Source organism: Halomarina rubra (assembly GCF_023699475.1).
In the GTDB taxonomy this organism is placed as follows: domain Archaea; phylum Halobacteriota; class Halobacteria; order Halobacteriales; family Haloarculaceae; genus Halomarina; species Halomarina rubra.
The window spans coordinates 235,294-256,054 of sequence record NZ_JALXFV010000003.1 but is presented as its reverse complement, the minus strand read 5'-3'; the positions used below and the strand labels follow the sequence as shown (position 1 = coordinate 256,054).

19 protein-coding genes are annotated in these 20,761 nt (G+C 68.2%); 10 read left to right on the top strand and 9 right to left on the bottom strand.

Translation table 11 applies throughout. The features are described from left to right. The first annotated feature begins 90 nt into the window (after positions 1 to 90). The 6 genes from M1L36_RS06475 to yqeC all read left to right on the top strand — a co-directional run bounded on the left by M1L36_RS06475 (position 91) and on the right by yqeC (position 6,239). Positions 91 to 1,317, top strand: a complete 1,227-nt coding sequence (locus M1L36_RS06475) for a trans-sulfuration enzyme family protein (RefSeq protein ID WP_250872909.1) — start codon at positions 91 to 93, stop codon at positions 1,315 to 1,317. A gap of 115 nt (positions 1,318 to 1,432) precedes the next feature. Further along, positions 1,433 to 1,900, top strand: coding sequence for an Lrp/AsnC family transcriptional regulator (locus M1L36_RS06470; protein WP_250872908.1), 468 nt, complete (start codon positions 1,433 to 1,435; stop codon positions 1,898 to 1,900). Between the two features lie 77 nt (positions 1,901 to 1,977). After that, positions 1,978 to 2,439 carry an NAD-binding protein gene (locus M1L36_RS06465; protein ID WP_250872907.1) on the top strand — a complete coding sequence of 154 codons (462 nt, stop codon included), beginning with the start codon at positions 1,978 to 1,980 and terminating at the stop codon, positions 2,437 to 2,439. Beyond that, entirely contained in the window at positions 2,436 to 4,619 is a 2,184-nt protein-coding gene (locus M1L36_RS06460) for an amino acid permease (RefSeq protein WP_250872906.1), read from the top strand. The genes M1L36_RS06465 and M1L36_RS06460 overlap by 4 nt, the downstream gene beginning before the upstream one ends. 180 nt (positions 4,620 to 4,799) lie before the next feature. Next, positions 4,800 to 5,390, top strand: coding sequence for a 50S ribosomal protein L15e (locus tag M1L36_RS06455; RefSeq protein ID WP_250872905.1), 591 nt, complete (start codon positions 4,800 to 4,802; stop codon positions 5,388 to 5,390). Positions 5,391 to 5,504: 114 nt separating this feature from the next. Then, on the top strand, positions 5,505 to 6,239 hold the full coding sequence (gene yqeC, locus M1L36_RS06450) for a selenium cofactor biosynthesis protein YqeC (protein ID WP_250872904.1): 735 nt from the start codon (positions 5,505 to 5,507) through the stop codon (positions 6,237 to 6,239). On the opposite strand, the gene mobA is transcribed toward yqeC, so the two are convergent. From mobA to M1L36_RS06430, 4 genes are all read right to left on the bottom strand, one after another. Beyond that, on the bottom strand, positions 6,236 to 6,847 hold the full coding sequence (gene mobA / locus M1L36_RS06445; RefSeq protein WP_250872903.1) for a molybdenum cofactor guanylyltransferase: 612 nt from the start codon (positions 6,845 to 6,847) through the stop codon (positions 6,236 to 6,238). The genes yqeC and mobA overlap by 4 nt on opposite strands. Before the next feature lie 70 nt (positions 6,848 to 6,917). Further along, positions 6,918 to 7,208 carry a hypothetical protein gene (locus M1L36_RS06440; protein WP_250872902.1) on the bottom strand — a complete coding sequence of 97 codons (291 nt, stop codon included), beginning with the start codon at positions 7,206 to 7,208 and terminating at the stop codon, positions 6,918 to 6,920. A 338-nt stretch (positions 7,209 to 7,546) separates the two neighbouring features. Further along, the gene (fdhF, locus tag M1L36_RS06435) at positions 7,547 to 10,828 is read right to left on the bottom strand and encodes a formate dehydrogenase subunit alpha (protein ID WP_250872901.1); all 3,282 of its coding nucleotides are present in this window, start codon (positions 10,826 to 10,828) and stop codon (positions 7,547 to 7,549) included. A 2-nt stretch (positions 10,829 to 10,830) separates the two neighbouring features. Beyond that, a complete protein-coding gene (locus M1L36_RS06430) occupies positions 10,831 to 12,336 on the bottom strand; it encodes an NADH-ubiquinone oxidoreductase-F iron-sulfur binding region domain-containing protein (RefSeq protein ID WP_250872900.1) in 1,506 nt (501 codons plus the stop codon). A 156-nt stretch (positions 12,337 to 12,492) separates the two neighbouring features. On the opposite strand from M1L36_RS06430, the gene M1L36_RS06425 reads away from it, so the two are divergent. Continuing rightward, entirely contained in the window at positions 12,493 to 13,668 is a 1,176-nt protein-coding gene (locus tag M1L36_RS06425) for a CobW family GTP-binding protein (protein ID WP_250872899.1), read from the top strand. A 39-nt stretch (positions 13,669 to 13,707) separates the two neighbouring features. Here the strand turns inward: M1L36_RS06425 and M1L36_RS06420 are convergent, their stop codons facing one another. Then, positions 13,708 to 13,854: a hypothetical protein gene (locus tag M1L36_RS06420; RefSeq protein ID WP_250872898.1), complete on the bottom strand. Its 147-nt coding sequence runs from the start codon at positions 13,852 to 13,854 to the stop codon at positions 13,708 to 13,710. A 103-nt stretch (positions 13,855 to 13,957) separates the two neighbouring features. Here M1L36_RS06420 and M1L36_RS06415 point away from each other — a divergent pair, with 103 nt between their 5' ends. Further along, a complete protein-coding gene (locus tag M1L36_RS06415) occupies positions 13,958 to 14,101 on the top strand; it encodes a hypothetical protein (protein ID WP_250872897.1) in 144 nt (47 codons plus the stop codon). A 33-nt stretch (positions 14,102 to 14,134) separates the two neighbouring features. Here the strand turns inward: M1L36_RS06415 and M1L36_RS06410 are convergent, their stop codons facing one another. The 4 genes from M1L36_RS06410 to M1L36_RS06395 form a co-directional block, all read right to left on the bottom strand. Next, positions 14,135 to 15,295, bottom strand: a complete 1,161-nt coding sequence (locus M1L36_RS06410) for a glutathione-independent formaldehyde dehydrogenase (protein ID WP_250873446.1) — start codon at positions 15,293 to 15,295, stop codon at positions 14,135 to 14,137. A gap of 230 nt (positions 15,296 to 15,525) precedes the next feature. Then, positions 15,526 to 16,494 carry an ABC transporter permease gene (locus M1L36_RS06405; protein ID WP_250872896.1) on the bottom strand — a complete coding sequence of 323 codons (969 nt, stop codon included), beginning with the start codon at positions 16,492 to 16,494 and terminating at the stop codon, positions 15,526 to 15,528. 149 nt (positions 16,495 to 16,643) lie between these two features. After that, positions 16,644 to 17,681, bottom strand: coding sequence for an ABC transporter permease (locus M1L36_RS06400; RefSeq protein WP_250872895.1), 1,038 nt, complete (start codon positions 17,679 to 17,681; stop codon positions 16,644 to 16,646). Positions 17,682 to 17,796: 115 nt separating this feature from the next. Continuing rightward, positions 17,797 to 18,879, bottom strand: a complete 1,083-nt coding sequence (locus tag M1L36_RS06395) for an ABC transporter permease (protein ID WP_250872893.1) — start codon at positions 18,877 to 18,879, stop codon at positions 17,797 to 17,799. A gap of 130 nt (positions 18,880 to 19,009) precedes the next feature. Here M1L36_RS06395 and M1L36_RS06390 point away from each other — a divergent pair, with 130 nt between their 5' ends. Beyond that, positions 19,010 to 20,212, top strand: coding sequence for an ABC transporter permease (locus M1L36_RS06390; protein ID WP_250872892.1), 1,203 nt, complete (start codon positions 19,010 to 19,012; stop codon positions 20,210 to 20,212). 284 nt (positions 20,213 to 20,496) lie between these two features. Further along, positions 20,497 to 20,721 carry a hypothetical protein gene (locus M1L36_RS06385; RefSeq protein WP_250872891.1) on the top strand — a complete coding sequence of 75 codons (225 nt, stop codon included), beginning with the start codon at positions 20,497 to 20,499 and terminating at the stop codon, positions 20,719 to 20,721. Positions 20,722 to 20,761 lie beyond the last annotated feature (40 nt).

The window sequence follows — 20,761 nt, the reverse complement described above, 5'->3', positions numbered from 1 at the left end:
TGCCAGTGTGATTAACTCCGGTAATTCTTGCGACACGGTTTATTATCAGATTCCCGAAAGATGTTTCGCGGTTTGCGCGGACGTTCGGGTATGAATCACGACTCGCACGTCGAGACGCGCGCGGTCAGCCACGGGGAGAAGCCGTCGCCCGAGGAGGGTCGCGGCGACGTGGTCTCGCCCATCCACCTCGCGTCGACGTTCGCGCTCCCGGCGCTCGACACCGGTCTGTCGCTCGAAGACGTCGACCCCGACCGCGGCGAGTTCCTCTACTCGCGGCTGTCGAACCCGACGCGCCACGCCGTCGAGCAGCGCCTCGCCACGCTCGAAGGCGGCACCCACGGGTTCGCGTTCTCCTCGGGGACGGCGGCTATCGTCACCGCGATGCTCGCGACGGTCGAACCGGGCGACCACGTCGTCGCGTTCGACGACCTCTACGCCGGGACTCGCCGGATGCTCGAGGAACTGTTCGTCAAGCGTCTGAACGTCGACGTCTCGTTCGTCGACGCCACCGACACCGAGACCGTCGCGGCCGCGATGCGCGAGGACACCGCCCTCGTCTGGATGGAGACGCCGACGAACCCACTGATGAAGCTGTGTGACGTCGGAGCGATCGCCAGCCTCGCCCACGAACGGGGCGCGTTGCTCGGCGTCGACAACACGTTCATGAGTCCGCTCTGTCAGCGCCCGCTCGCGCTCGGTGCCGACCTCGTCGCCCACTCGACGACGAAGTACCTCAACGGTCACTCCGACAGCGTCGGCGGCGCGCTCGTCACCGACTGCGACGACCTCGCGGAGTCACTCGGCTTCCTCCAGCAGATCGCTCTGGGAAACATGCTCGCACCGTTCGACAGCTACCTCCTCCTGCGCGGGACGAAGACGTTGCCCGTCAGGATGCGCCAGCACGAGGCCAACGCCCAGCACATCGCCGAGTTCCTCGAAGCACACGACGGCGTCTCGCGGGTGCTCTACCCCGGTCTCGAATCCCACCCACAGCACGAACTCGCCTGCGAGCAGATGACCGGCTTCGGCGGCGTCCTCTCGTTCGAACTCGACGGCGACATGGACGACGTCGTCGAGTTCATGGGTCACCTCGAAGAGTTCACGCTCGCGGTGAGCCTCGGCGGCGTCGAGAGCCTCATCGAGTGTCCCGCGGCGATGACCCACGAACCGCTGCCCAAGGAGGAACGCGAGGCCGTCGGCATCAGCGACACGCTGATTCGCGTTTCGGTGGGCATCGAACACGTCGACGACCTCGTCGCGGACCTCGACCGCGCGTTCGCGGCCGTCGCCAGTCTGCGAGAGTCGCCGTCCCCGTAGTCGCCTCGTTCTCACCTCTCGTTCTGCGCTTCGCTCTCACTCCCGTCTCGTTTGTCGGTGTGTCCCTGCTGTTCCGACCGGGGGGTTATTTCGCTCGTTGGCCGTTGGAACCTGTATGACAGAGACGGACCTCGACGACCTCGACAGAACCATCATCCACGCGCTCCAGGCGGAGGCCCGTCACACGTCGTCGTCCGACATCGCCGAGAAGACCGACGTCTCCGCGAGCACCGTTCGAAACCGCATCGCACGACTCGAACGCGAGGGCATCATCCGTGGCTACCACGCCGACGTGGACTACGAACGTGCGGGCTACCAGTTGTACACCCTCATCGTCTGCACCGCGCCGATTCCCGAACGCGAGCAACTCGCTCGACGGGCACTCGACATCGAGGGGGTCGTCTCCGTCCGGGAGGTGATGACCGGCACCGAGAACGTCCACATCGGCGTCGTCGGCGTCGACGGCGACGACTTGAGCCAAATCGGCCGGGAGCTGAACGACCTCGGGTTCGAAATCGTCGACGAGGACCTCATCCGCAACGACTTCTTCCACCCGTACCACCGCTTCGACAGGACAGATTAGCAAATTATGCTTCTTATTTTCTCGTTCTGATTTCGAAATGGGCTAGTTTTTATCGTTCTGTCTCCTAACGCCGGGCGATGACGTCTTCGACATCGACCCCGGACATCCGTCGCTCGTCCGACCCGCCCAGCGGGTCCGAACACGGCCGAACCGTCTCCGTCGTCGGTGGCGGTCACGTCGGCCGCTCGCTGGTCGAACGCCTCCTCGCCGACGGTGCCGACGCCCGCCTCGTGGACGACACGCCGAAAGTCGTCGCTGCGGCCGCAGCCGCCGGTGTGCCGGTCGTCGACGGTGACCCGACCGACCCGTCGACGCTCGACGCGGCCGGCCTCGCCGACGCAGATACCGTCGTCGCCGCGACGACGAGCGACCGGGCGAACCTACTCGTCGCGCAACTCGCTCGCGCACGGTTCGGCGTCTCGGCAGTCGTCGTCCGCGTGAACGACCCCGACCACGTCGAGACGTTCGAATCCCTCGACTACGAGACGGTCTGTGTCACGGAGAACGTCGGGACGGCGCTCGCGAGTCGACTCCGATGACGGGCAAGACCCTCGAACGAGACCTCGGACTCGGTGCGGTCCTCGCCATCAGCGTCGGCGCGATGGTAGGGAGCGGCATCTTCATCCTGCCAGCACTGGCGTTGAGCGTCGCCGGACCCGCCGTCGTCGTCGCCTACCTGCTGGCGGGTCTGCTCGTGGTCCCCGCTGCGCTCTCGAAGTCCGAGATGGCGACGGCGATGCCCGAGGCGGGCGGGACCTACATCTTCATCGAACGCGGGATGGGACCGCTCCTCGGGACCATCGCCGGTATCGGGACGTGGTTCTCGCTGTCGTTCAAGAGCGCGCTGGCGCTCGTCGGTGGCGTTCCGTACCTCGTTCTCCTGTTCGACCTGCCGGTTCAACCGGTCGCGCTCGGGTTGGCCGCCGTGCTCGTCGTCGTCAATCTACTCGGCGCGAAACAGACCGGGCGACTGCAGGTCGTCATCGTCGTCGCCATGCTGGCGGCGCTGTCGTGGTTCGTCGTCGGCAGCGCCGGGAGCGTCGAACAGGCCAACTTCCAGCCGTTCCTCACCGACGGGCTGGGTGGCCTGCTCGCCGCGACCGGTCTCGTCTTCGTCTCGTACGCGGGGGTGACGAAGGTGGCGAGCGTCGCCGAGGAGGTGGAGAACCCCGGTCGGAACATCCCGCTCGGTATCCTCGGCTCGCTCGTGTTCACGACGCTGCTGTACGTCGGCATCGTGGCGGTCATCGTCGGCGTCACCGACCCCGGCACCGTCGCCGGCTCGGAGACGCCGGTCGCGGAGGCCGCCGAAGTCACGCTCGGGACGTTCGGTCTGTGGGCCGTCGTCGGCGCGGCGATGCTCGCACTGGTCTCGACGGCCAACGCCGGCATCCTCTCGTCGTCGCGCTACCCCTTCGCGATGAGTCGCGACCGCCTCGCCCCGCCGTCGCTGGGGTCTATCCACGACCGGTTCGGCACGCCGACACAGGCCATCACCGTCACTGGCGTGGTGATGCTCGCGCTCATCGCGTTCGTCCCCATCCTCGACATCGCGAAGCTCGCGAGCGCGTTCCAGTTGCTCGTGTTCGTCCTCGTCAACGCCGCCGTCGTCGCCTTCCGGGAAGGGAGCGCGACGTACGATCCCGAGTTCGAGTCACCGTTCTACCCCTGGATACAGGGGTTCGGCGTACTGAGCGGCCTTCTCCTGCTCACACAGATGGGGACGGTCCCGCTCGTCGGCGCGCTCCTCATCGTCCTCGGGAGCGTGGCGTGGTACGTCCTCTACGCTCGCCCTCGCGTCCACCGCGAGGGAGCGGCGACGGACATCGTCCGGCGAAAAGTCGGTCGAGACGCGCTCGACGCGACCGAAGCGGTCGTCGCGGACGACGGCGCACCCGAGGTGCTCGTCGCGCTCACCCGACAGCACTCGACCGACCGCGAAGCAGCACTCGTCCGCCTCGCCGCCGACCTCGTCCGCGGACGGGGTGGTCGGGTCGAGGTCGTCCGTTTCGAAGAGGTCCCGGACCAGGCACCGCTCGACGAGACGGCGACCGCACAGTCGTCGTCGGACCTTGCCTTCGAGTCACGCATCGCCGCGCTCGCCGCCGACCTCGACGTACCGGTCGAGACGGGTGAAATCGTCAGTCACGACACCAAACACGCCGTCGTCAACCACGCGGCCGACCGGAGCGTCGACACCGTCGTCGCCGAGCACGAACGGCTTCGACTGCGTTCGCGTGTCGTCGGCGACCCGATCGATTGGGTCGTCCGCCACGCGCCGTGTGACGTCGTCCTCGTCGAGAACCGTGGCTACGACACGCCCCGGACGGTCGTGCTGGAGAGCGACGACGGTCCGTTCGACCCCGGCACCGTCGGTGTCGCGGACGCCATCGCGGGAGCGAACGGCGGCCAGGTGGTCTTCCGGTTCGGCGCGACGGCCGACCCGCCCGAACGCGCCGTGGGGACGCTGACCGCCTACCAGGAGGAACTGGCCGCGCTCTGCTCGTCTCCGGTCGTCGCCACGCCGTTTCGCACCGACGGTGGCGGACCGGCCGCCCCGGACATCGTCGTCCGCCGCGGCGTCGACCACCGACTCCGGGGAGCGCTGTTCGACCGCGACCCCGCCAGCCCACCGGTCTGCACGGAGCTCACGGTGTTCCCTCACGAGTCCCGGCGGCCGGGCGTCGTCAAACGACTGCTCGAACGTGTCGTGTTCTGACACGCGACACGCTCGCTCGTGGGGCTTCGAAGCCCTCAAGTAGGCCACGGAAGTAGCTCGGACAACTCGCTGGACGGACGGGCACCAGTGGGCACCTGCTACGGCAGGCCGGAATGTGGTCGACGTGACTCTGACGGAGTCGCGTTCCGACTGAACCGCCAACGCCCGTCGGTGAAACCAATGGCACGAAGCTTCTACTCACACATCAAGGAAGCCTGGGAGACCCCGAAGGAGGGGAAGCTCGCAGAGCTGCAGTGGCAGCGACAGCAGGAGTGGCGACGTCAGGGCGCTATCGAGCGCGTCGAGCGCCCCACCCGTCTCGACCGCGCCCGCGAACTGGGATACAAGGCGAAACAGGGCGTCGTCGTCGCCCGCGTCTCCGTCCGCAAGGGCGGCGCGCGCAAACAGCGCTTCAAGGCCGGTCGCCGGTCGAAGCGCCAGGGTGTCAACAAGATCACCCGGAACAAGAACCTCCAGCGCATCGCCGAGGAGCGTTCCCAGCGCCGCTACCGCAACCTGCGCGTCCTCAACAGCTACTGGGTCGGCGAGGACGGCTCGCAGAAGTGGTTCGAGGTGATCCTCCTCGACCCCAACCACCCCGCTATCGAGAACGACGACGACCTCAACTGGATCTGTGCGGACTCCCAGAAGGGTCGCGCGTTCCGCGGCAAGACCGCCGCCGGCCAGAAGGGTCGCGGGCTCAACAACCGCGGCACCGGCGCCGAGAAGGTCCGACCGTCCATCAGCGCGAACGACCACCGCGGCAAGTAACGCCGGGCGTCACGCGAACGCTCGCGGCATCTTCACGTTTTCACGACCGCCGAGCGACGGCGTTCCCGTCACGCCCGGCGACACGCCTAACCGCTCGCCCCGAGCACTCCCGCCATGGACCTCTCGACGGCCCTCGGCGCGACGCGCGAGGACGACCGGACGCCCGTCGTCTGCGTCGTCGGCGCGGGCGGCAAGAAGACGACGCTCTGGCGACTCGCCGAGCGCCACCCCGCGCTCGTCACCGCGAGCGTCCGCATCCCCGTCTTCGACGAGAAGATGCCCGTCGCCGTCACGTCCGACCCCGTGGCGGCCCTGCACGACCGCGAGGAACGACCGCTGGGTCTCGTCCCGGAGCGCGCCGCCCCCGACGACCCGCGATACGCGGGCTACGACACGGAGACGGTCGACGCCATCGCGGCGGCGGCCGACGACCCGGTGCTCGTCAAGGCCGACGGCGCACGCAATCGCTCGTTCAAAGCGCCCGCCGAGCGCGAACCGCAGCTCCCGGACAGCACCACGTCGGTCGTCGCGCTGGCGAGCGTCCAGGTCGTCGGCGAACCGCTCACCGACGAGCACGTCCACCGCCCCGAACTGGTCGCCGACGTCGCCGACCTCGACCTCGGCGACACCGTCGAACCGGTCCACGTCGCCCGAGTGCTCGCCAGCGAGCGCGGCGGGCGCAAGCGCGTCCCGACGGGCGCGCAGGTCGTTCCGACGCTCAACAAGGTCGACGACGAGGAGTGGGAGGGCGTCGCCCGCGAGATCGCCGAGGAGATCCACGACCGCTGCTCGGTGCCGTACGTCGCGCTGACGTGTCTACGCGAGGGGCGACTGGTGGAGACGGTTTAGGAGAACCGCTTCGCCGCCCGCTCGAACTCCTCGCGGGTGTTGAGGTTCTCGAACGTCTCGACCGACCCGCGGGCACGGACCGCGTCCTCCTCGACGACGACCCAGTCCAACTCCTCCAGCGGCGCGAGTATCTTGTGGGCGTCGCGCGCCAGCGCCCGGTCGCAGGCGTCGGCCATCGCGTCGGCCCGGTAGACGGCGTGGGTCGTCTGGTACCAGCCGTCGTCGAGTTTCGGGACGGCGGCGTCGTGGCCCTGTGCACGCTCGACGAGCAGGTCGACGACGCCGGAGTCGAGAAACGGCATGTCGCAGGCGCAGACGAACGCGTACTCGTCGTCGACGGCCCGAAGACCGGTGCGGATGCCGGCCATCGGCCCCTCGTCGGGGTCGGGGTCGACGGCGTAGGTGACGGGAAGTGGGGAGTCCGCCATCGCCGCGGCGACGGCCTCGCGCTGGTCGGCCCGGCAGTTGACGACGAGCGTGTCGGCGACCGGTTCGAGGCGGTCGGCGACCCGTCGGACCATCGGGACGCCCGCGAGCGGTGCGACGGCCTTGTCGGTCTCGCCGAAGCGCGTCGACCGCCCGCCCGCGAGAATCACGGCTGCTGGCATGGTCGTGTGTTCGCGCCCCCGAGGGAAAGTCACTCGGCGGCCGCGGGTCCGGGGACCGCCGTCGTCGCGCTCACGTCCGGCCGGGCGGGCCCTCGATGTGGACGACGCCGTTGCTCTTGACGGTGACGTCGTAGCCGGCGTACCGCAGGGAGAGTTCGCCGCCGAGGCGGTGGGTGCTGGAGAACACGCCGTCGATGGTCCGGACGCGCTCGGACTCGTCGGCGGCGGGGCGAGGCGGGGTCGGTGGACCGAGGTCGACGATGCCGCTCGCTATCGAGCGTTCCAGCGGCACGTCGCCGCCCCACTCGTGGACGACGACCACCGTCGACTCCCAGTCACAGGGTGCGTTGTCGGTTGGCATGGGTGTGACTCGTAGGCCGTGTGTGCGCCGGTACACGGCCGTCCGCCCGCCGACGGCGTCGCCACTCGGGCCAACGCTTATGTCGGCTGGGAGAGAAGAAGGGCGTGTACCACCACGGACCCCTTTCTCTGCGCTGATGTCTTACGAGCTACTGCTACCAACGTCGGCCAGTCCCATGAGTATTGTCGCTTATCTTTGATGACTGAAACTGAACGTTTACCGAGGGGTCGTCCGCCGTGGTGCGATGTGTTTATTTCGTAATACTATGGCGTGAATCGTACTACTCGTGTGACGCACGGTGTAGACGGGCGGTCGAAAGGGGGTACCGCCGGTCGACCTCAGTCGTCGCCCGCCACGGCCGTCGAGTCGAACGGGTCCTCGTCGGGCTCTGGACCGAGCGCGTCGACACGGACGCTGGCGACCTTGTACTCGGGGATGCCGCTCTGGGGGTCGAACTTCTCCTGGGTGAGTTTGTTGACCGCGCCCGCCGCGAAGTGCATCGGGACGAAGACGACGCCCTCCCCGACGCGGTCGGTCACCTCCGCCTTCACGACGATGTCGCCGCGCTTCGAGGTGACGCGGACGTACTCGCCGTCGGCGACGCCGAGACGCTCGGCGGTCGTCGGGTGGAGTTCGACGAAGCTCTCGCCGACGTGGTGCATCAGTCCCTCGACACGGCGGGTGAGCGTCCCGGTGTGCCAGTGGTACAGCACCCGACCGCTGGTCATCGTCAGCGGGAACTCCTCGTCCGGGAGTTCGCCGGGTTTCCCCATGTCGGCGGGGACGAACCGTGCGAGACCGTCGTCGAAGTTGAACTCCTCCTCGTAGAGGAAGTCGGTGCCGGGGTGTTCGTCGTCCCAGCAGGGCCACTGGATGCCGCCGAGGTCGTCCAGACGGTCGTGGCTCATCCCGCCGTAGATGGGGACGAGCCGCGATATCTCGTCCATCACGTCCGCCGAGGAGTCGTAGTCCCACTCGTGACCGAACCGGCCCGCGAGGTCACAGAGGATGTCCATGTCCGTGCGTGCCTCCCCGGGCGCGTTCATCGCCTTGCGGACGCGCTGGACGCGCCGTTCGGTGTTGGTGAACGTGCCGTCCTTCTCGGGGAACGTCGCCGCCGGCAGGATGACGTCGGCGAACTCCGCCGTCTCGGTCATGAAGATGTCCTGGACGACGAGGAACGACAACTCCTCCAGTGCCTGCGTGGCGTGGTCGATGTCGGGTTCCGACAGCGCCGGGTTCTCCCCGACGATGTACATCCCCTCGACGTTGCCCTCGAGCGCCTCGTCGAACACCTGGGGCACCTTCAGGCCCTCCTCGTCGGGCGGGCGGACGCCCCACTCGTCTTCGAACTTGTCGAGCACGTCGGGGTCGGTGAGGTCCTGGTAGCCCGGCAGACTCGTCGGGAGCGTCCCCATGTCGCCGCCACCGCCCTGGACGTTGTTCTGCCCGCGGAACGGCGAGAGCCCCGCACCCTGCTTGCCGACGTTGCCCGTCACGAGCGCGAGGTTGGCGAGGGCCAGACAGTTCTGCGTCCCGTGGGCGTGCTGGGTCATCCCCATCGCCCACCCGAACACGACCTTGTCGGCCTCGGCGATGGCGCGGGCGGCCGTCTCCAGTTCCTCGGGGGAGACGCCCGCGAGCCGTTCGACCTCCTCGGGCGTGAACGGTTCGATCTTCTCTTTCAGCTCCTCGAAGTTCTTCGTGCGCTCCTCGATGAACGCCCGGTCGTGGAGGTCGTGTTCGATGACGTATCGTGTCAGGCCGTTCAGCCACGCCACGTCGTAGCCCGGCTTCGTCCGGGCGTACTGGGTGGCGTGTTCGGCGATCTCGACCTTCCGGGGGTCGAAGACGTACAGCTCCGCGCCGTCGCGGAGGTTCTGCTTGATGCGCGTCGACAGCACCGGGTGGGACTCGGTGGTGTTCGACCCGGTGATGAGGTAGGCGTCGGCCTCGGCGATGTCCTCGTTGATGCGGTTGGTCATCGCGCCGTAACCGACGGTCTGCTGGAGCGCCGCGACCGTCGAGGAGTGACAGAGCCGCGCGCAGTTGTCGATGTTCTTCGTCCCGACGACGCTGCGAGCGAACTTCTGGACGAGGTACGCCTCCTCATTGGTCCCCTTCGAGGAGGCGAAACACGCCAGCGAGTCGGGGCCGGTCTCCGAGCGGATGTCCTGCAGGCCGTCGGCGACGACGTCCAGCGCCTCGTCCCACGACACCTCGCGGAAGCCGGGGTACTCCTCGGACTCTTTCTGGCCCGCCGGCAGCGGGCGCTCCTCGCTGATGCGGACGAGCGGCTTCTCCAGTCGGGCCTCGTCGTCGACGAACTCGTAGCCGAACTTCCCCTTCACGCACGTCGAGAAGTCGTTGGCCGGGGCGTTCTCGGCTTCGGTCGGCTGGACGGCGAGGAAGTCGTCGTCTTTCGTGTAGACGTCGAACCGACAGCCCACGGCGCAGTAGCCACAGGTCGTCTCGGTCTTGTCGACCTTCTTCCACTGGTGGTCCGACCACGTGTCGGCGATGCCGAACAGGACGCCCTCGGGCATCGTGCTCGCCGCGACGTCCTCCGCGGCGTGTTCGACCTGCTGCCACGCCTTCTTGCCGGCGTCCTTCACGGAGACGCCGGCCTTCTGTCGGGCCTTCGTCATGTAGCGGGCGACCCCTCGCTTCTCGCTCGGGTCGACGCCGGCGTCGAGTCGGCCGCGGTTGGCCGCGACGGTCTCGGAGGTGGTCTCGGTGGGTTCGTGGTCGTAGCTCTTCCCGATGGAGTTCTTCTGGTTGAACCCCGGAATCGGCAGCGTCGCCACGCCACCCATGTGTTTCTCGGTGAGCGCGCCGGTCGGACAGACCGTCGAACAGTGCCCACAGGAGACACACGTCGAGGACGCCATCGTCTCCGCGCCGTTCTGGAACGCGATGCGCGGTTCGCCCTCGTGGTTCTCGATGCGCAGGACGCCGGAGACCTGCACGTCGTTGCACGCCTCGACACAGCGGTTACAGAGGATGCACTTGTTGCGGTCGATCTGGATGAACGAGGAGGTGTCGTCGAGCGGTTCGTACTCCGAGCGCTCGTCGAACACGCCGTAGCGTGGCTCCCAGACGTCGTTCTCGATGGATGCCTCCTGCAACTCGCAGTCGCCGTTGGCGTTACACGTCGTACAGCGCAGGTTGTGGTTCGAGAGGACCAGGTCGAGGTTGACGTCCCGTGCCTCGCTCGCGTCGGCCCCGTCGGTGTGGACGGTCAGTCCCTCCTCGACGGGGAACGAACAGGCGGGGACGGTGCCGTGTTCCTCCGTGTCGACCATGCAGGTGCGACACTCCGAACGCGGCCCGATGTGTTCGGCGGCCTCGGTCTCGCGGTCGTAGTAACAGAGCGCGGGGACGTTCTCCTCGGTCTCCAGGTCGTCGACGACGTCCATCAGCGTCCGGCCCTCCGGGACGACGACGCTGTGGCCGTCGACGGTGACGGTCACCTCGTCGGTCGCCCGGACGGTCGGGTCGTTGGCCGTGCCGGGTTCGAAGTCCTCGGTCAACGGCGTCTCGTGGGTCGGGTCCTCGACGGTCGGGACGCGTGGCAGCGGTGTCGGTTCGTTCGTGGTGTCTCGTTGTTCGGTACTCATTGTCAGAACTCGCAGGTCCCGCTGGGACAGCGTCCCTCGGCGTGGGCGCGGAACTCGGTCTCGAAGTCGTCCATCGCGGTCGTGACGGGGCGGGTCGCGTCCGCCCCGAACGCACAGGTGCTCGTCGTCGCCATCGTCCGGGTCAGCTCCCGGAGCATGTCGGCCTCGTAGCTCCCGTCGTAGACGTCGCGCAGCAGGTCGAGGAGCTGTTTGGTCCCCTCGCGACACGGCACGCAGCGCCCGCAGTTCTCGTCGCGAGCGAAGCGAGCGCGTTTGCCGGCGGTGGCGACCGCACACTGGTCGGTGTCGAACAGTTCGACGACGCCCGCCGTGCCGAGGTCGGCCGCCAGCAGGGCGGGAGCGCTCGCCGGTACGTCGAGCGAGCGGGCGAACCCGCCGAACTGCCCGCCGACGCAGGCCATCTTGAACCGCCCCTCGACGTCGACGGCGTCGCGGACCCGTGCCAGCGACGCGCCCGTCGGCAACTCGACGGTCGTGCGGTGGGCGACATCGCCGCCCACGCTGACGAGGCGGGTGCCGGGGTCGTCGCTCTCCGAGTGCGACCCGAACGCCTCGGGGTCACGAACGCACGAGCGAACCTGCGCGAGCGTCCGCGGCGTGTGGACGACCGTCGGGCGGCCGTACAGTCCGTGTTCGCTGGGGTACGGCGGGCGCAAGCGCGCCTCGATGCGGTCGGCACCCTCCATCGCCTCCAGCGCCATCGTCATCTCGCCGGCGATGTAGCGGTCGGGGCCGGCGACGACCGAGTGCTCGCCGTCGACTCGCTCGTCGCTGTCGGCGAGCGCCGCGACGGCGCTCTCGACGCGCGTTCGAGCGACGTCGTCGTCCTCGTTGAGGTAGACGACGACGTCGGTGGCCTCGACGGCGCGGGCGACGAGCAGTGCTCCGTCGAGCACCGTCAGCGGTGCGCTCTCCAGCAACAGGCGGTCGCCCTCGACGCGGTGGTCGGCCTCGTTGGCGTTGACGACGACCACGCTGTCGCCGTCGGCGTCGGTCGCGCGGTCCCACTCGTCGGCGATTCGTCGGTCCGGTGCCCCGTCCCCCCGTCCTCGGCCGAGCAGTCCGGTGTCGCGGACCGTCTCGCGTGGGTCTCCACGCGTCAGTCCGCCGACCGCGTCGACGTCGTCGGGGGCGACCCAGCCACACGGGCCGAGCACGCGCCGCCGGCCGACCGACAGCGGTCCTTTCTCGGGTGTCGGGAGCGTCTCGCGACTCTCCTCGTGGTCGACGAGTGCGTCCGCGTCGTCCGGCAGGTCGCCGTCGGCGAGTCCCTCGGCGAGCGCCCGGACCGTCTCGGTGTCGGCGTTCGTCGCGAACGCGGTCCGTCCGTCGACGGTCGCCGTCACGAGCGGTGCGAGCGCTCGCGCGCCGGTCGGCCCGACTTCGACGACCGTCACTCCCTCGACGTCGTGTGCGGGCCCGACCAGCGACGAATCCGCCGGGACTCTGAGTACGGAGGACGCTCCCTCCTCTCTCGTCTCCTCCATCGGTGAACTGTGCGACGGCTACCCACAAAAGCGACGCCCCGGCGGAGGTTATATGTCCGACTTCCGACCACGAATCTACCCGCCGTCTCCGAGTCCACCGCGACTCGGTCCGAACCGACGCGGAGTTCATGTACGTTCGGTGACGAGTGGTCGTGTATGAGTGACACACAGCGCGACGACCGAACCCCCATCACCGTCGTCACGGGCGTGCTGGGTGCGGGCAAGACGACGCTCGTCAACCGCCTGCTCCGGGACCCGGGCGAGCGTGACCTCGCCGTCGTCGTCAACGACATGGGCGAACTCAACGTCGACGCCGAACTGCTCGGCCGGAGGGAGGACGGCATCGTCGACCTCTCGAACGGCTGTATCTGCTGTCGGCTCCAAGGTGACCTGCTGACCTCCCTGGAGCGCCTCGCCGAGGAACGCGAGTTCGACGCCGTCGTCGTCGAGGCGTCGGGCATCTCCGAACCGGTGCCTATCGCCCGCACGCTGACGACCGGCGACGACGAACGCGACGCGCCCGCGACCTACCGCCTCGACACGATGGTGACCGTCGTCGACGCCTACGGGTTCTGGAAGGAGTTCGACGCCGGGGAGTCCCTGCCTGCGAGCCACGACCCCCAACGCCCGCTGGCGGACGTACTCGTCGACGGCATCGAGTTCTGTGACGTCCTCCTGTTGAACAAGAGTGACCTCGTCCCCGACGACGTCCTCGACGGGATGGAGTCGGTCGTCGACCGCCTCCAACCGCGGGCGACGCGCTACCGGACCGTCGAGTGTGACGTGCCGGCCGACGCGGTGCTCGACACCGGTCGATTCGACTTCGCGGCCGCAAGTCGCGAGCAGGGCTGGAAACGGGAACTGGCCGGCGGAGCCGAAGCCGACGAGAATCACGCGCACGGCCACGACGGGCACGGCCACGGAGGGGATGGCCGCGACGAACACGACCACACGCACGACGACTCGGCCGCCGCGGTCCACGGCGTCGAGTCGGTCGTCTACCGGCGCGACCGACCGTTCGACCCCGAGCGGTTCGACGCGTGGCTCGACGACTGGGACGGGAGCGTGGTCCGTGCGAAGGGTTTCTGCTGGCTGTCGAGCCGTCCCGAGACGGTCGTCGGCATGAGTCGGGCCGGGCCGTCGGTTCGCGTCGGTCCCATCGGCGAGTGGGGCGAGGACGACCCGGAGACGCGACTCGTGTTCATCGGTCGGGACCTGGACAGCGAGCGCCTCGCCGCGACACTCGACGACTGTCTCGCGACCGACGAGGAGCGGGCCGACCCACCCGACGCCGCGGCCGACCCGTTCCCGCGCGAGACGGTCCAGGAGTGACGACACGGTCGGGGTGGGCGCAGTCGGTACCGTCGCGTGCTACGGCCCGACCTGCTCGCGCAGTTCGTCGTACGACTCGTGGAAGCCGTAGGTCGACTCGCTCGTGGCTCCCATCGCGGACTGGTACACCTCGTCGTACTGGAGCAGCGCCGACCAGCCCTCGTTCATCGTACAGTAGAGGCACATCGCCCGTCCTTCGCGATGTCGGCTGTTAACGCTTGTGCGGGCCTCGGCGACCCGCGACGAGGGTAGCCCCCGGGGGGACGACGGTCGCCCGGAGGCGGATAGCGTGCCACCCGCCAGTCGGTGTACGCTCACTGGCCGCTGTGAACGCTGTGACTGGCAGACGCTCGCCGGGTCGCACCCCGAGATGGTCCGAGCGTACCGGGACCACCTCCGCGAGCACCACCCCGAACGCTGGGTCCGGGTCTGACCGCGTCCCGCGTTCGGTTCGGGCGTCCGTCGGCTACGGTTCGAGGAGCACCTTCGTCACGCCCTCCTCGCGTTTGTCGAACTTCTCGTACATCTCGGGGGCTTCCTCCAGTCCCACGCGGTGGGAGACGACGAAACTCGGGTCCGCCCGCCCCTGGACGATGAGGTCGCGAAGCTCGCGGTTGTACTGCTTGACGTTGCACTGCCCGGTGCCGAGGCGCTGGCCCTTCTCGAACAGCTTCCCGAAGTCGATGCCGAGGCGACCCTGGGCGGCCATCTCGTCGGGCGCGCCGGGGTCCGACGGGACGTACAGCCCAGGAATCCCGAGTTGGCCCGTCGGGCGGACGGTCTGAATCAGCTGGTTCAACACGACCGCCGGGTTCTCGCGGGCCGGGTCGTAGGCGTCCGACCCGGGGTCGGTCTCGGGGTCGATGGCCTGATAGCCGACGGCGTCGACGCCGCGGTCGACCTCCCCGCCGTGGGCGTCTTTGATCTGTTCGACCGGGTCGCCCTCCTCGAAGTTGATGGTCGTCGCGTCACAGTGCTGTTCGGCGAGGTCGAGGCGACTCGGGACGCGGTCGACGATGTATATCTCGGCCGCGCCCTTGATCTTCGCGCTGTAGGCGGCCATCAGGCCGACCGGGCCGGCCCCGAAGATGGCGATGGACTCGCCGGGCTGAAGCCCCGCGAGTTCCGTGCCGTGCCAACCCGTCGGGAAGATGTCCGCGAGCAGCGCGAACGAGTCCTCGTGGTCGTCCCCCTCGGGCAGTTTCAGCGCGTTGAAGTCGGCGTACGGGATGCGGAGCTTCTCGGCTTGCCCTCCCGTGTACGGCCCCATCGCGACGTAGCCGTACGCGCCGCCGGCGAACCCGGGGTTGACGTTGGTACAGAACCCCGTGTAGCCGTCCTCGCAGTTCTCACAGAAGCCACAGGCGACGTTGAACGGCGCGACGACGCGGTCGCCCTCCGCGAGCGTGTCGACGCCGTCGCCCACCTGCTGGACGATACCCATGTTCTCGTGGCCGAACACGATGCCCGGTTCCGCCGACGTCCGCCCCTCGTACATGTGCAGGTCCGACCCGCAGATGCAGGACGTCGTTATCTCGATGACGACGTCGTTCGGGTGCTGCAGCTCCGGTTCGTCGACCTCCTCGACGGCGACCTCCTTCGGTCCTTTGTACACTACTGCGTCCATTGACATCTTTTCACACCGGTCTACGACGATGGTGTCTTGTCGTTTACAGTTTTTGCAGGCGGACCCGGATGTCTCCCAGCGATGACTGACTCCGTGGCGTCACTCCCACGGACCGCCGAACCACTCACCGTCCGAGCGACGCTGGTCGTCGTTCGCGTTCCCGTGGCGTCCGCTCGTGGGCGGTGTTCGCTCCGGGGGACTCGCTGTACTCGTGGGGACTCCGACCCGCGCTACTCCCCGACTCGCGGGTCGAGGTAGTGGTGCGAGAGGTCTTGCAGGAGCGTTCCGAACACGCCGGCGGCGACGATGACCGTCGTGATACCGACGATGAGCGGGAGGTCGCGGCTCTGGATTCCCGTCAGCGCCATCGAGCCGATGCCGCCGATGGGGAAGACGTACTCCAGGACGAACACGTCGACGACGAGCACCGCCAGCACCTCGGTGAAGAACAGCGCGATGAGGGGGAGCGCGGCGTTCCGCAGGACGTGACGGGCGAGGCGAGTCGGCCCCGCGCCCTTCGCCCGGACGAGGCGTACGAAGTCCTCGCGGGCGTACTCCAGGGCCTCCGTTCGCGCGTAGCGAATCTGTCCGCCGACGAGTCCCAGCGTCAACACGAACACGGGGAGGAGCGTCGTCTGGACGCCGAGCGGACCGAGCGTCCGGGGTAGCTCGTGGCCCAGCAGGTTCAGCGGAATCGACACCACGACGGGGACGAGCACCGCGAGGTAGAAGTTCGGGAACCCACCGCCGAAGTAGGCGGTCATCGACGCGACCCGTGCGGCCCGGGAACCGGGAGAGAGCGCGGCGTAGACGCCGATGGCCCAGCCGAGTGCGACCGCCAGTAGGATGGCCGGGACGACGTATCGGAGCGTGTTGGGGAGACCGCGTGCGAGCGCGTCGGTGACCGTGACTCTGACCGGTTGGCGGTTCTCGTCGTACCGCTGGAGACTGTTCGCGTACCCCCACTCCAGCGTCGCGAAGTCGCCCGCCCAGTCGAGATAGCGGTCGAGTGCGGGTTCGCCGCCGTCTTCGAGTCGCTCCAGCGCAGCCTCTTTCTCCGCGTCGCTCAACTGGTCGTTGGTGTTGATCGCGCGTCGCTCGGCGGCCGCGTTCGGGTCTCTCGTCAGGGCGATACTCGCCCACGTCAGCGAGACGACGAGCCAGACGACACAGACGGCGAACACGACACGACGAGTCACCAGCAGCCAGCGCGACACACGACGACACCTCTGCTCATGGTTCGACACGCCGCGCATGTGACAAATAGCCTCGGTTTCTGTGAAAGAACCGTTTCACACACATCGTCGACGGCCGCCCGCAGTTTTCGCCCGAGTTCGCTCGACTCGCTCTACTCCTCCCCGACTCGCGGGTCGAGGACGAGTGCCGCGAGGTCCTGCAGGAGCGTTCCGAACACGCCGGCGGCGACGACGACCGCCGTGACGCCGACGAACAGCGGGTAGTCTCGGTCGAGAATCGCCCGAACCCCCATCGAGCCGACGCCTCGGACCGGGAAGACGTACTCCAGGACGAACACGTCGACGACGAGCACCGCCACCACCTCGGTGGAGAACAGTGCGACGAGGGGGAGCGCGGCGTTCCGCAGGACGTGGCGTGCCAGCCGAACTGGTCCCGCACCCTTCGCGCGGACGAGACGCGCGAAGTCCCGCTGGGCGTACTCCAGAACCTCCGTCCGCGCGTAGCGGACCTGGCTCCCGAGCAGGCCCAGGGTGAGCACGAAGACGGGGAGGATGGTCGTGTTGATGCCGAACGGGCCGACGGCCCCCTCGATGACGGTCTCGTGAACCCTCCCACCGTCGACGACACGGGTGACGTCCGAGCCGAGGAGGTCGAGCGGGATGGCGATGAGGACGGGCAAGACGACGGCGAGGTAGAAGTTGGGGACGCCGCTGCCGAAGTACGCCGCCATCGAAGCGACCCGGCCGAGTCGCGAGTCCGGGACCAACGCGGTGTACGTGCCGACCGCGACGCCGATGCCGACCGCCAGCAGTATCGAGGGGACGACGTACCGGAGCGTGTTCGACAGGCCGTTCGCCAGCGCGTCGGTCACCGGCAGTGGGACGCGCCCGCCGTTCGGACCGGCCGTCGTCAGACTGTAGGAGGTCCCCCAGTCGAGCGTGAGGAAGTCGCCGAGCCACGCCACGTAGCGCTCGTGGAGTGGGGCGAACCGACCACGGCGTTCGAGGTACTCCCGGACCGCTCGTCGTATCTCGGCGTCCGACGCCCCACCCTGTGCCATGAAGTGGCGAATCTCGGCGACGTTCGGGTCGCGGGTCGCGTTCAGGGCCAGCCAGGCGAGCGAGACGACCACCAGCGCGGCCACCACCGCGAACGCGACGTGACGGAGGGCGGTCAGCCACCGCGCCACGTAGCGTCGCCTCCGAACATGGTACGAAGCGACCTGGACGGGTCAAATAACCGATGTGTGGCTGAAACGGTCGTTTCACAGACTCGAACGCGCCTCTCGACGCGCGCGCGACCGGTCAGTCGTCTCCCACCCGTGGGTCGAGGTAGAGGGCCGCGAGGTCCTGCAACAGCGTTCCGAACAGCCCCACGGCGACGACGACCGCCGTGATGCCGACGACGAGCGGGAAGTCCCGGTCGAAGACGGCGGTGTACGCCATCGACCCGATGCCGGGGACGCCGAACACGTACTCGATGACGAACACCTCGACGAACAGCACGGCCAGGACCTCGCTGACGAACAGTGCGATGAGGGGGAGCGCGGCGTTCCGCAGGACGTGACGGGCGAGGCGGAGCGGTCCCGCACCCTTCGCCCGAACGAGGCGCACGAAGTCCCGTTGGGCGTACTCCAGGGCCTCCGTCCGCGCGTAGCGGACCTGGCTCCCGAGCAGGCCCAGCGTCAGCACGAAGACGGGGAGGATGGTCGTGTTGATGCCGAACGGGCCGATACTACCGACGAAGACGGTCTGTTGCAGACCCGTTCCGACGGTCTGGGTGAGGTCGGAGCCGAGGAGGTCGAGCGGGATGGCGAGGAGGACGGGAAGCGCCACGGCGAGGTAGAAGTTCGGCAGGCCGCCGCCGAAGTACGCGACCTGTGAGACGAGGCGCGCCCCGCGTGACGTCGGGACGAGCGCGGCGTACGTGCCGACCGCGACGCCGATGCCGACCGCCAGGAGTATCGACGGGACGACGTACTGGAGCGTCTTCGGCAGGCCGTACGCCAGCGCGTCGGTCACCGACAGTCGCTCCGGGCCGTCTCCGGGTCCACCGACGACCGTGGACGTCGAGGCCTCCATCGGGCGGCCGCCCGGTCCGCGCACCAGACTGTAGGAGTCACCCCAGTCGAGCGTCGCGAAGTCGCCGAGCCACGCCACGTAGCGTTCGTGGAGCGGGCCGACCTTCCCCCGGCGTTCGCGGTACTCGCGGACCGCCCGTTCGACTTCGTTCACCTCCGTCTCGGGGTCGTCGGCGACGGAGTTACGGATCACGGCGACGTTCGGGTCGCGGGTCACGTTGATGACCAGCCACGTCGCGGAGACGACGAGCCACAGGGCGAGGACGGCGAACGCCACCCGTCGGAGCGCGGTCAGCCACCGCGCCATCGGGTGTCACCTCCGAGCATACCTCCACGGCGGCCGCCACACGACGAATAACCGACGTATCGCTGAAACGGCGGTTTCACTCAACCGACAGACCTTAACCCCGTAGTGTGCACGAACGTGACAGACACCGATGTCGACGGATACCGAGGACCGTTTCGAGAACATCGACTGGGAGACGGAGGCGTCTCGCAAGCGGCTTGGACTGCAGGGGAAGGCGACGCTCACCGTACTCGTCGTCGGGTTGGCGGCGTTCGTCTACGAGACGTACGTCCTCCCGCCGAGTGACGACCTCATCCCGCCGTCGGGCGGGATGCTGGAGCTCACCTGGCCCATCTCTCGGACCGACTGGCTGTTCCTCATCGCGCTCGGTCTGCTCGCCGTCAACGTCGTGATTCCGCTGGCGCAGAACCCCGACCGGGCGCGTCAGTACTGGCGACGGCTCCGTGCGGACCGCCTCGGGAGCGCCGCGGCCGCCTACCTCGCCGTCTTCTTCCTGCTCGGTCTGTTCGGGCCTATCATCCTCGGCTCGCCGGTCATCCAGAAGGAGATCGCCTTCCAGCCGCCGGTGCTGTTCACCATCGACGCGCGGACGCCGAACACCTGCGTCGGTCCGAAGTTCCTCTCGCGGTGTTTCGGCACCATGGCCCACCCGCTGGGGACGACCTACGAGGGCAAGGACGTCCTCCTCATGATCATCATGGCGATGCGCATCACCCTCCAGGTGGCCGTCATTGCCGCCGCCATCATCGTCCCCATCGCCACCGCCGTCGGCACCGTCGCGGGCTACGTCGGCGGCTGGGTCGACGACGTGCTGATGCGCTACGTCGACGTCCAGCAGGCGATTCCCGCGTTCCTCGTCTACATCATCGCCATCTTCCTCTGGGGACGCTCGCTGTTCCTCGTCGTCGTCATCTTCGGACTGTTCTCGTGGGGTGGGGTCGCCCGGATGGTCCGCTCGGAGGTCATCCAGCGTCGCGAGGAGATGTACGCCATGGCGGCGCGGTCGGCCGGCGCGAGCCACTTCCAGGTCGTCCGTCGCCACCTCCTGCCGAACATCTCGGGGACCATCGTCACCGCGACGACGCTCCAGGTTCCGGCTATCATCCTCGCGGAGGCGGCGCTGTCGTTCCTCCGGCTCTCGAAGACGACCCTACCCTCCTACGGCGACCTCATCGCCGGCGGCTCCATCGGGGCCATCCTCCGCTGGACGACGTTCACCGAGGCGTGGTGGATAGCGACGATTCCGGCCATCTTCCTGGGCATCACGGTGCTGTCGCTCGGCCTGCTCGGTGACGCGTTGCGCGACGTGTTGGACCCACGCGGTTCGGAGTGAGCGCGGGATTCAGAGCCGGGCGAGACCTTCGGTCTCGCTGGAAACCGACGGCGAAGCCATCGGTGACGAGCGCCAGCGAGCGAGAATCCCGAAGAAGCGAGCGGGGAGCCCAGCGACCCGCGAGTCGCGTGGCTCTCGCTCGTTCCCCTCGACCACTCACTCCGAGCCACGAAGAAGCGACCGACGAACCGGTCGCCGACCCGACTGAACGGGATTTCAGTGAGCGAGTTTACAGAAATGTAGTTCAGATTATACTTATCCTCGTAGGGGTCCTCGCTTCGAGTGTGAACCGAACCACGTTCGAAACGACCTCCAGCCGACCCCGGTTCGACCGTCTCGCGCTCGCCACCGTGGCGTTCGCCGCACTGTTGGTGCTCGCCACGCTCGCGGTCACGTCGGCGATGGCCGGCGTCCTCCTCGGAGCGTTCGGGTTCGCGGTCGCCGTCACGCTCGTCACGGCCCTGCCGTTCCTGGTCGTCCGTGCGGTGAGTGACGCGGCGCTCCGCTGAACGGACTACTCGACGCGAGCTTTTTTGCCGTCTCCCGGAG

Coding starts and splice junctions, on each gene's coding strand:
- M1L36_RS06475 (WP_250872909.1), top strand. CDS start 91: ATGAATCACGACTCGCACGTCGAGACGCGCGCGGTCAGCCACGGGGAG.
- M1L36_RS06470 (WP_250872908.1), top strand. CDS start 1,433: ATGACAGAGACGGACCTCGACGACCTCGACAGAACCATCATCCACGCG.
- mobA (WP_250872903.1), bottom strand. CDS start 6,847: ATGCCAGCAGCCGTGATTCTCGCGGGCGGGCGGTCGACGCGCTTCGGC.
- yqeC (WP_250872904.1), top strand. CDS start 5,505: ATGGACCTCTCGACGGCCCTCGGCGCGACGCGCGAGGACGACCGGACG.
- M1L36_RS06410 (WP_250873446.1), bottom strand. CDS start 15,295: ATGGACGCAGTAGTGTACAAAGGACCGAAGGAGGTCGCCGTCGAGGAG.
- M1L36_RS06455 (WP_250872905.1), top strand. CDS start 4,800: ATGGCACGAAGCTTCTACTCACACATCAAGGAAGCCTGGGAGACCCCG.
- fdhF (WP_250872901.1), bottom strand. CDS start 10,828: ATGAGTACCGAACAACGAGACACCACGAACGAACCGACACCGCTGCCA.
- M1L36_RS06430 (WP_250872900.1), bottom strand. CDS start 12,336: ATGGAGGAGACGAGAGAGGAGGGAGCGTCCTCCGTACTCAGAGTCCCG.
- M1L36_RS06390 (WP_250872892.1), top strand. CDS start 19,010: ATGTCGACGGATACCGAGGACCGTTTCGAGAACATCGACTGGGAGACG.
- M1L36_RS06395 (WP_250872893.1), bottom strand. CDS start 18,879: ATGGCGCGGTGGCTGACCGCGCTCCGACGGGTGGCGTTCGCCGTCCTC.
- M1L36_RS06440 (WP_250872902.1), bottom strand. CDS start 7,208: ATGCCAACCGACAACGCACCCTGTGACTGGGAGTCGACGGTGGTCGTC.
- M1L36_RS06420 (WP_250872898.1), bottom strand. CDS start 13,854: ATGTGCCTCTACTGTACGATGAACGAGGGCTGGTCGGCGCTGCTCCAG.
- M1L36_RS06465 (WP_250872907.1), top strand. CDS start 1,978: ATGACGTCTTCGACATCGACCCCGGACATCCGTCGCTCGTCCGACCCG.
- M1L36_RS06425 (WP_250872899.1), top strand. CDS start 12,493: ATGAGTGACACACAGCGCGACGACCGAACCCCCATCACCGTCGTCACG.
- M1L36_RS06460 (WP_250872906.1), top strand. CDS start 2,436: ATGACGGGCAAGACCCTCGAACGAGACCTCGGACTCGGTGCGGTCCTC.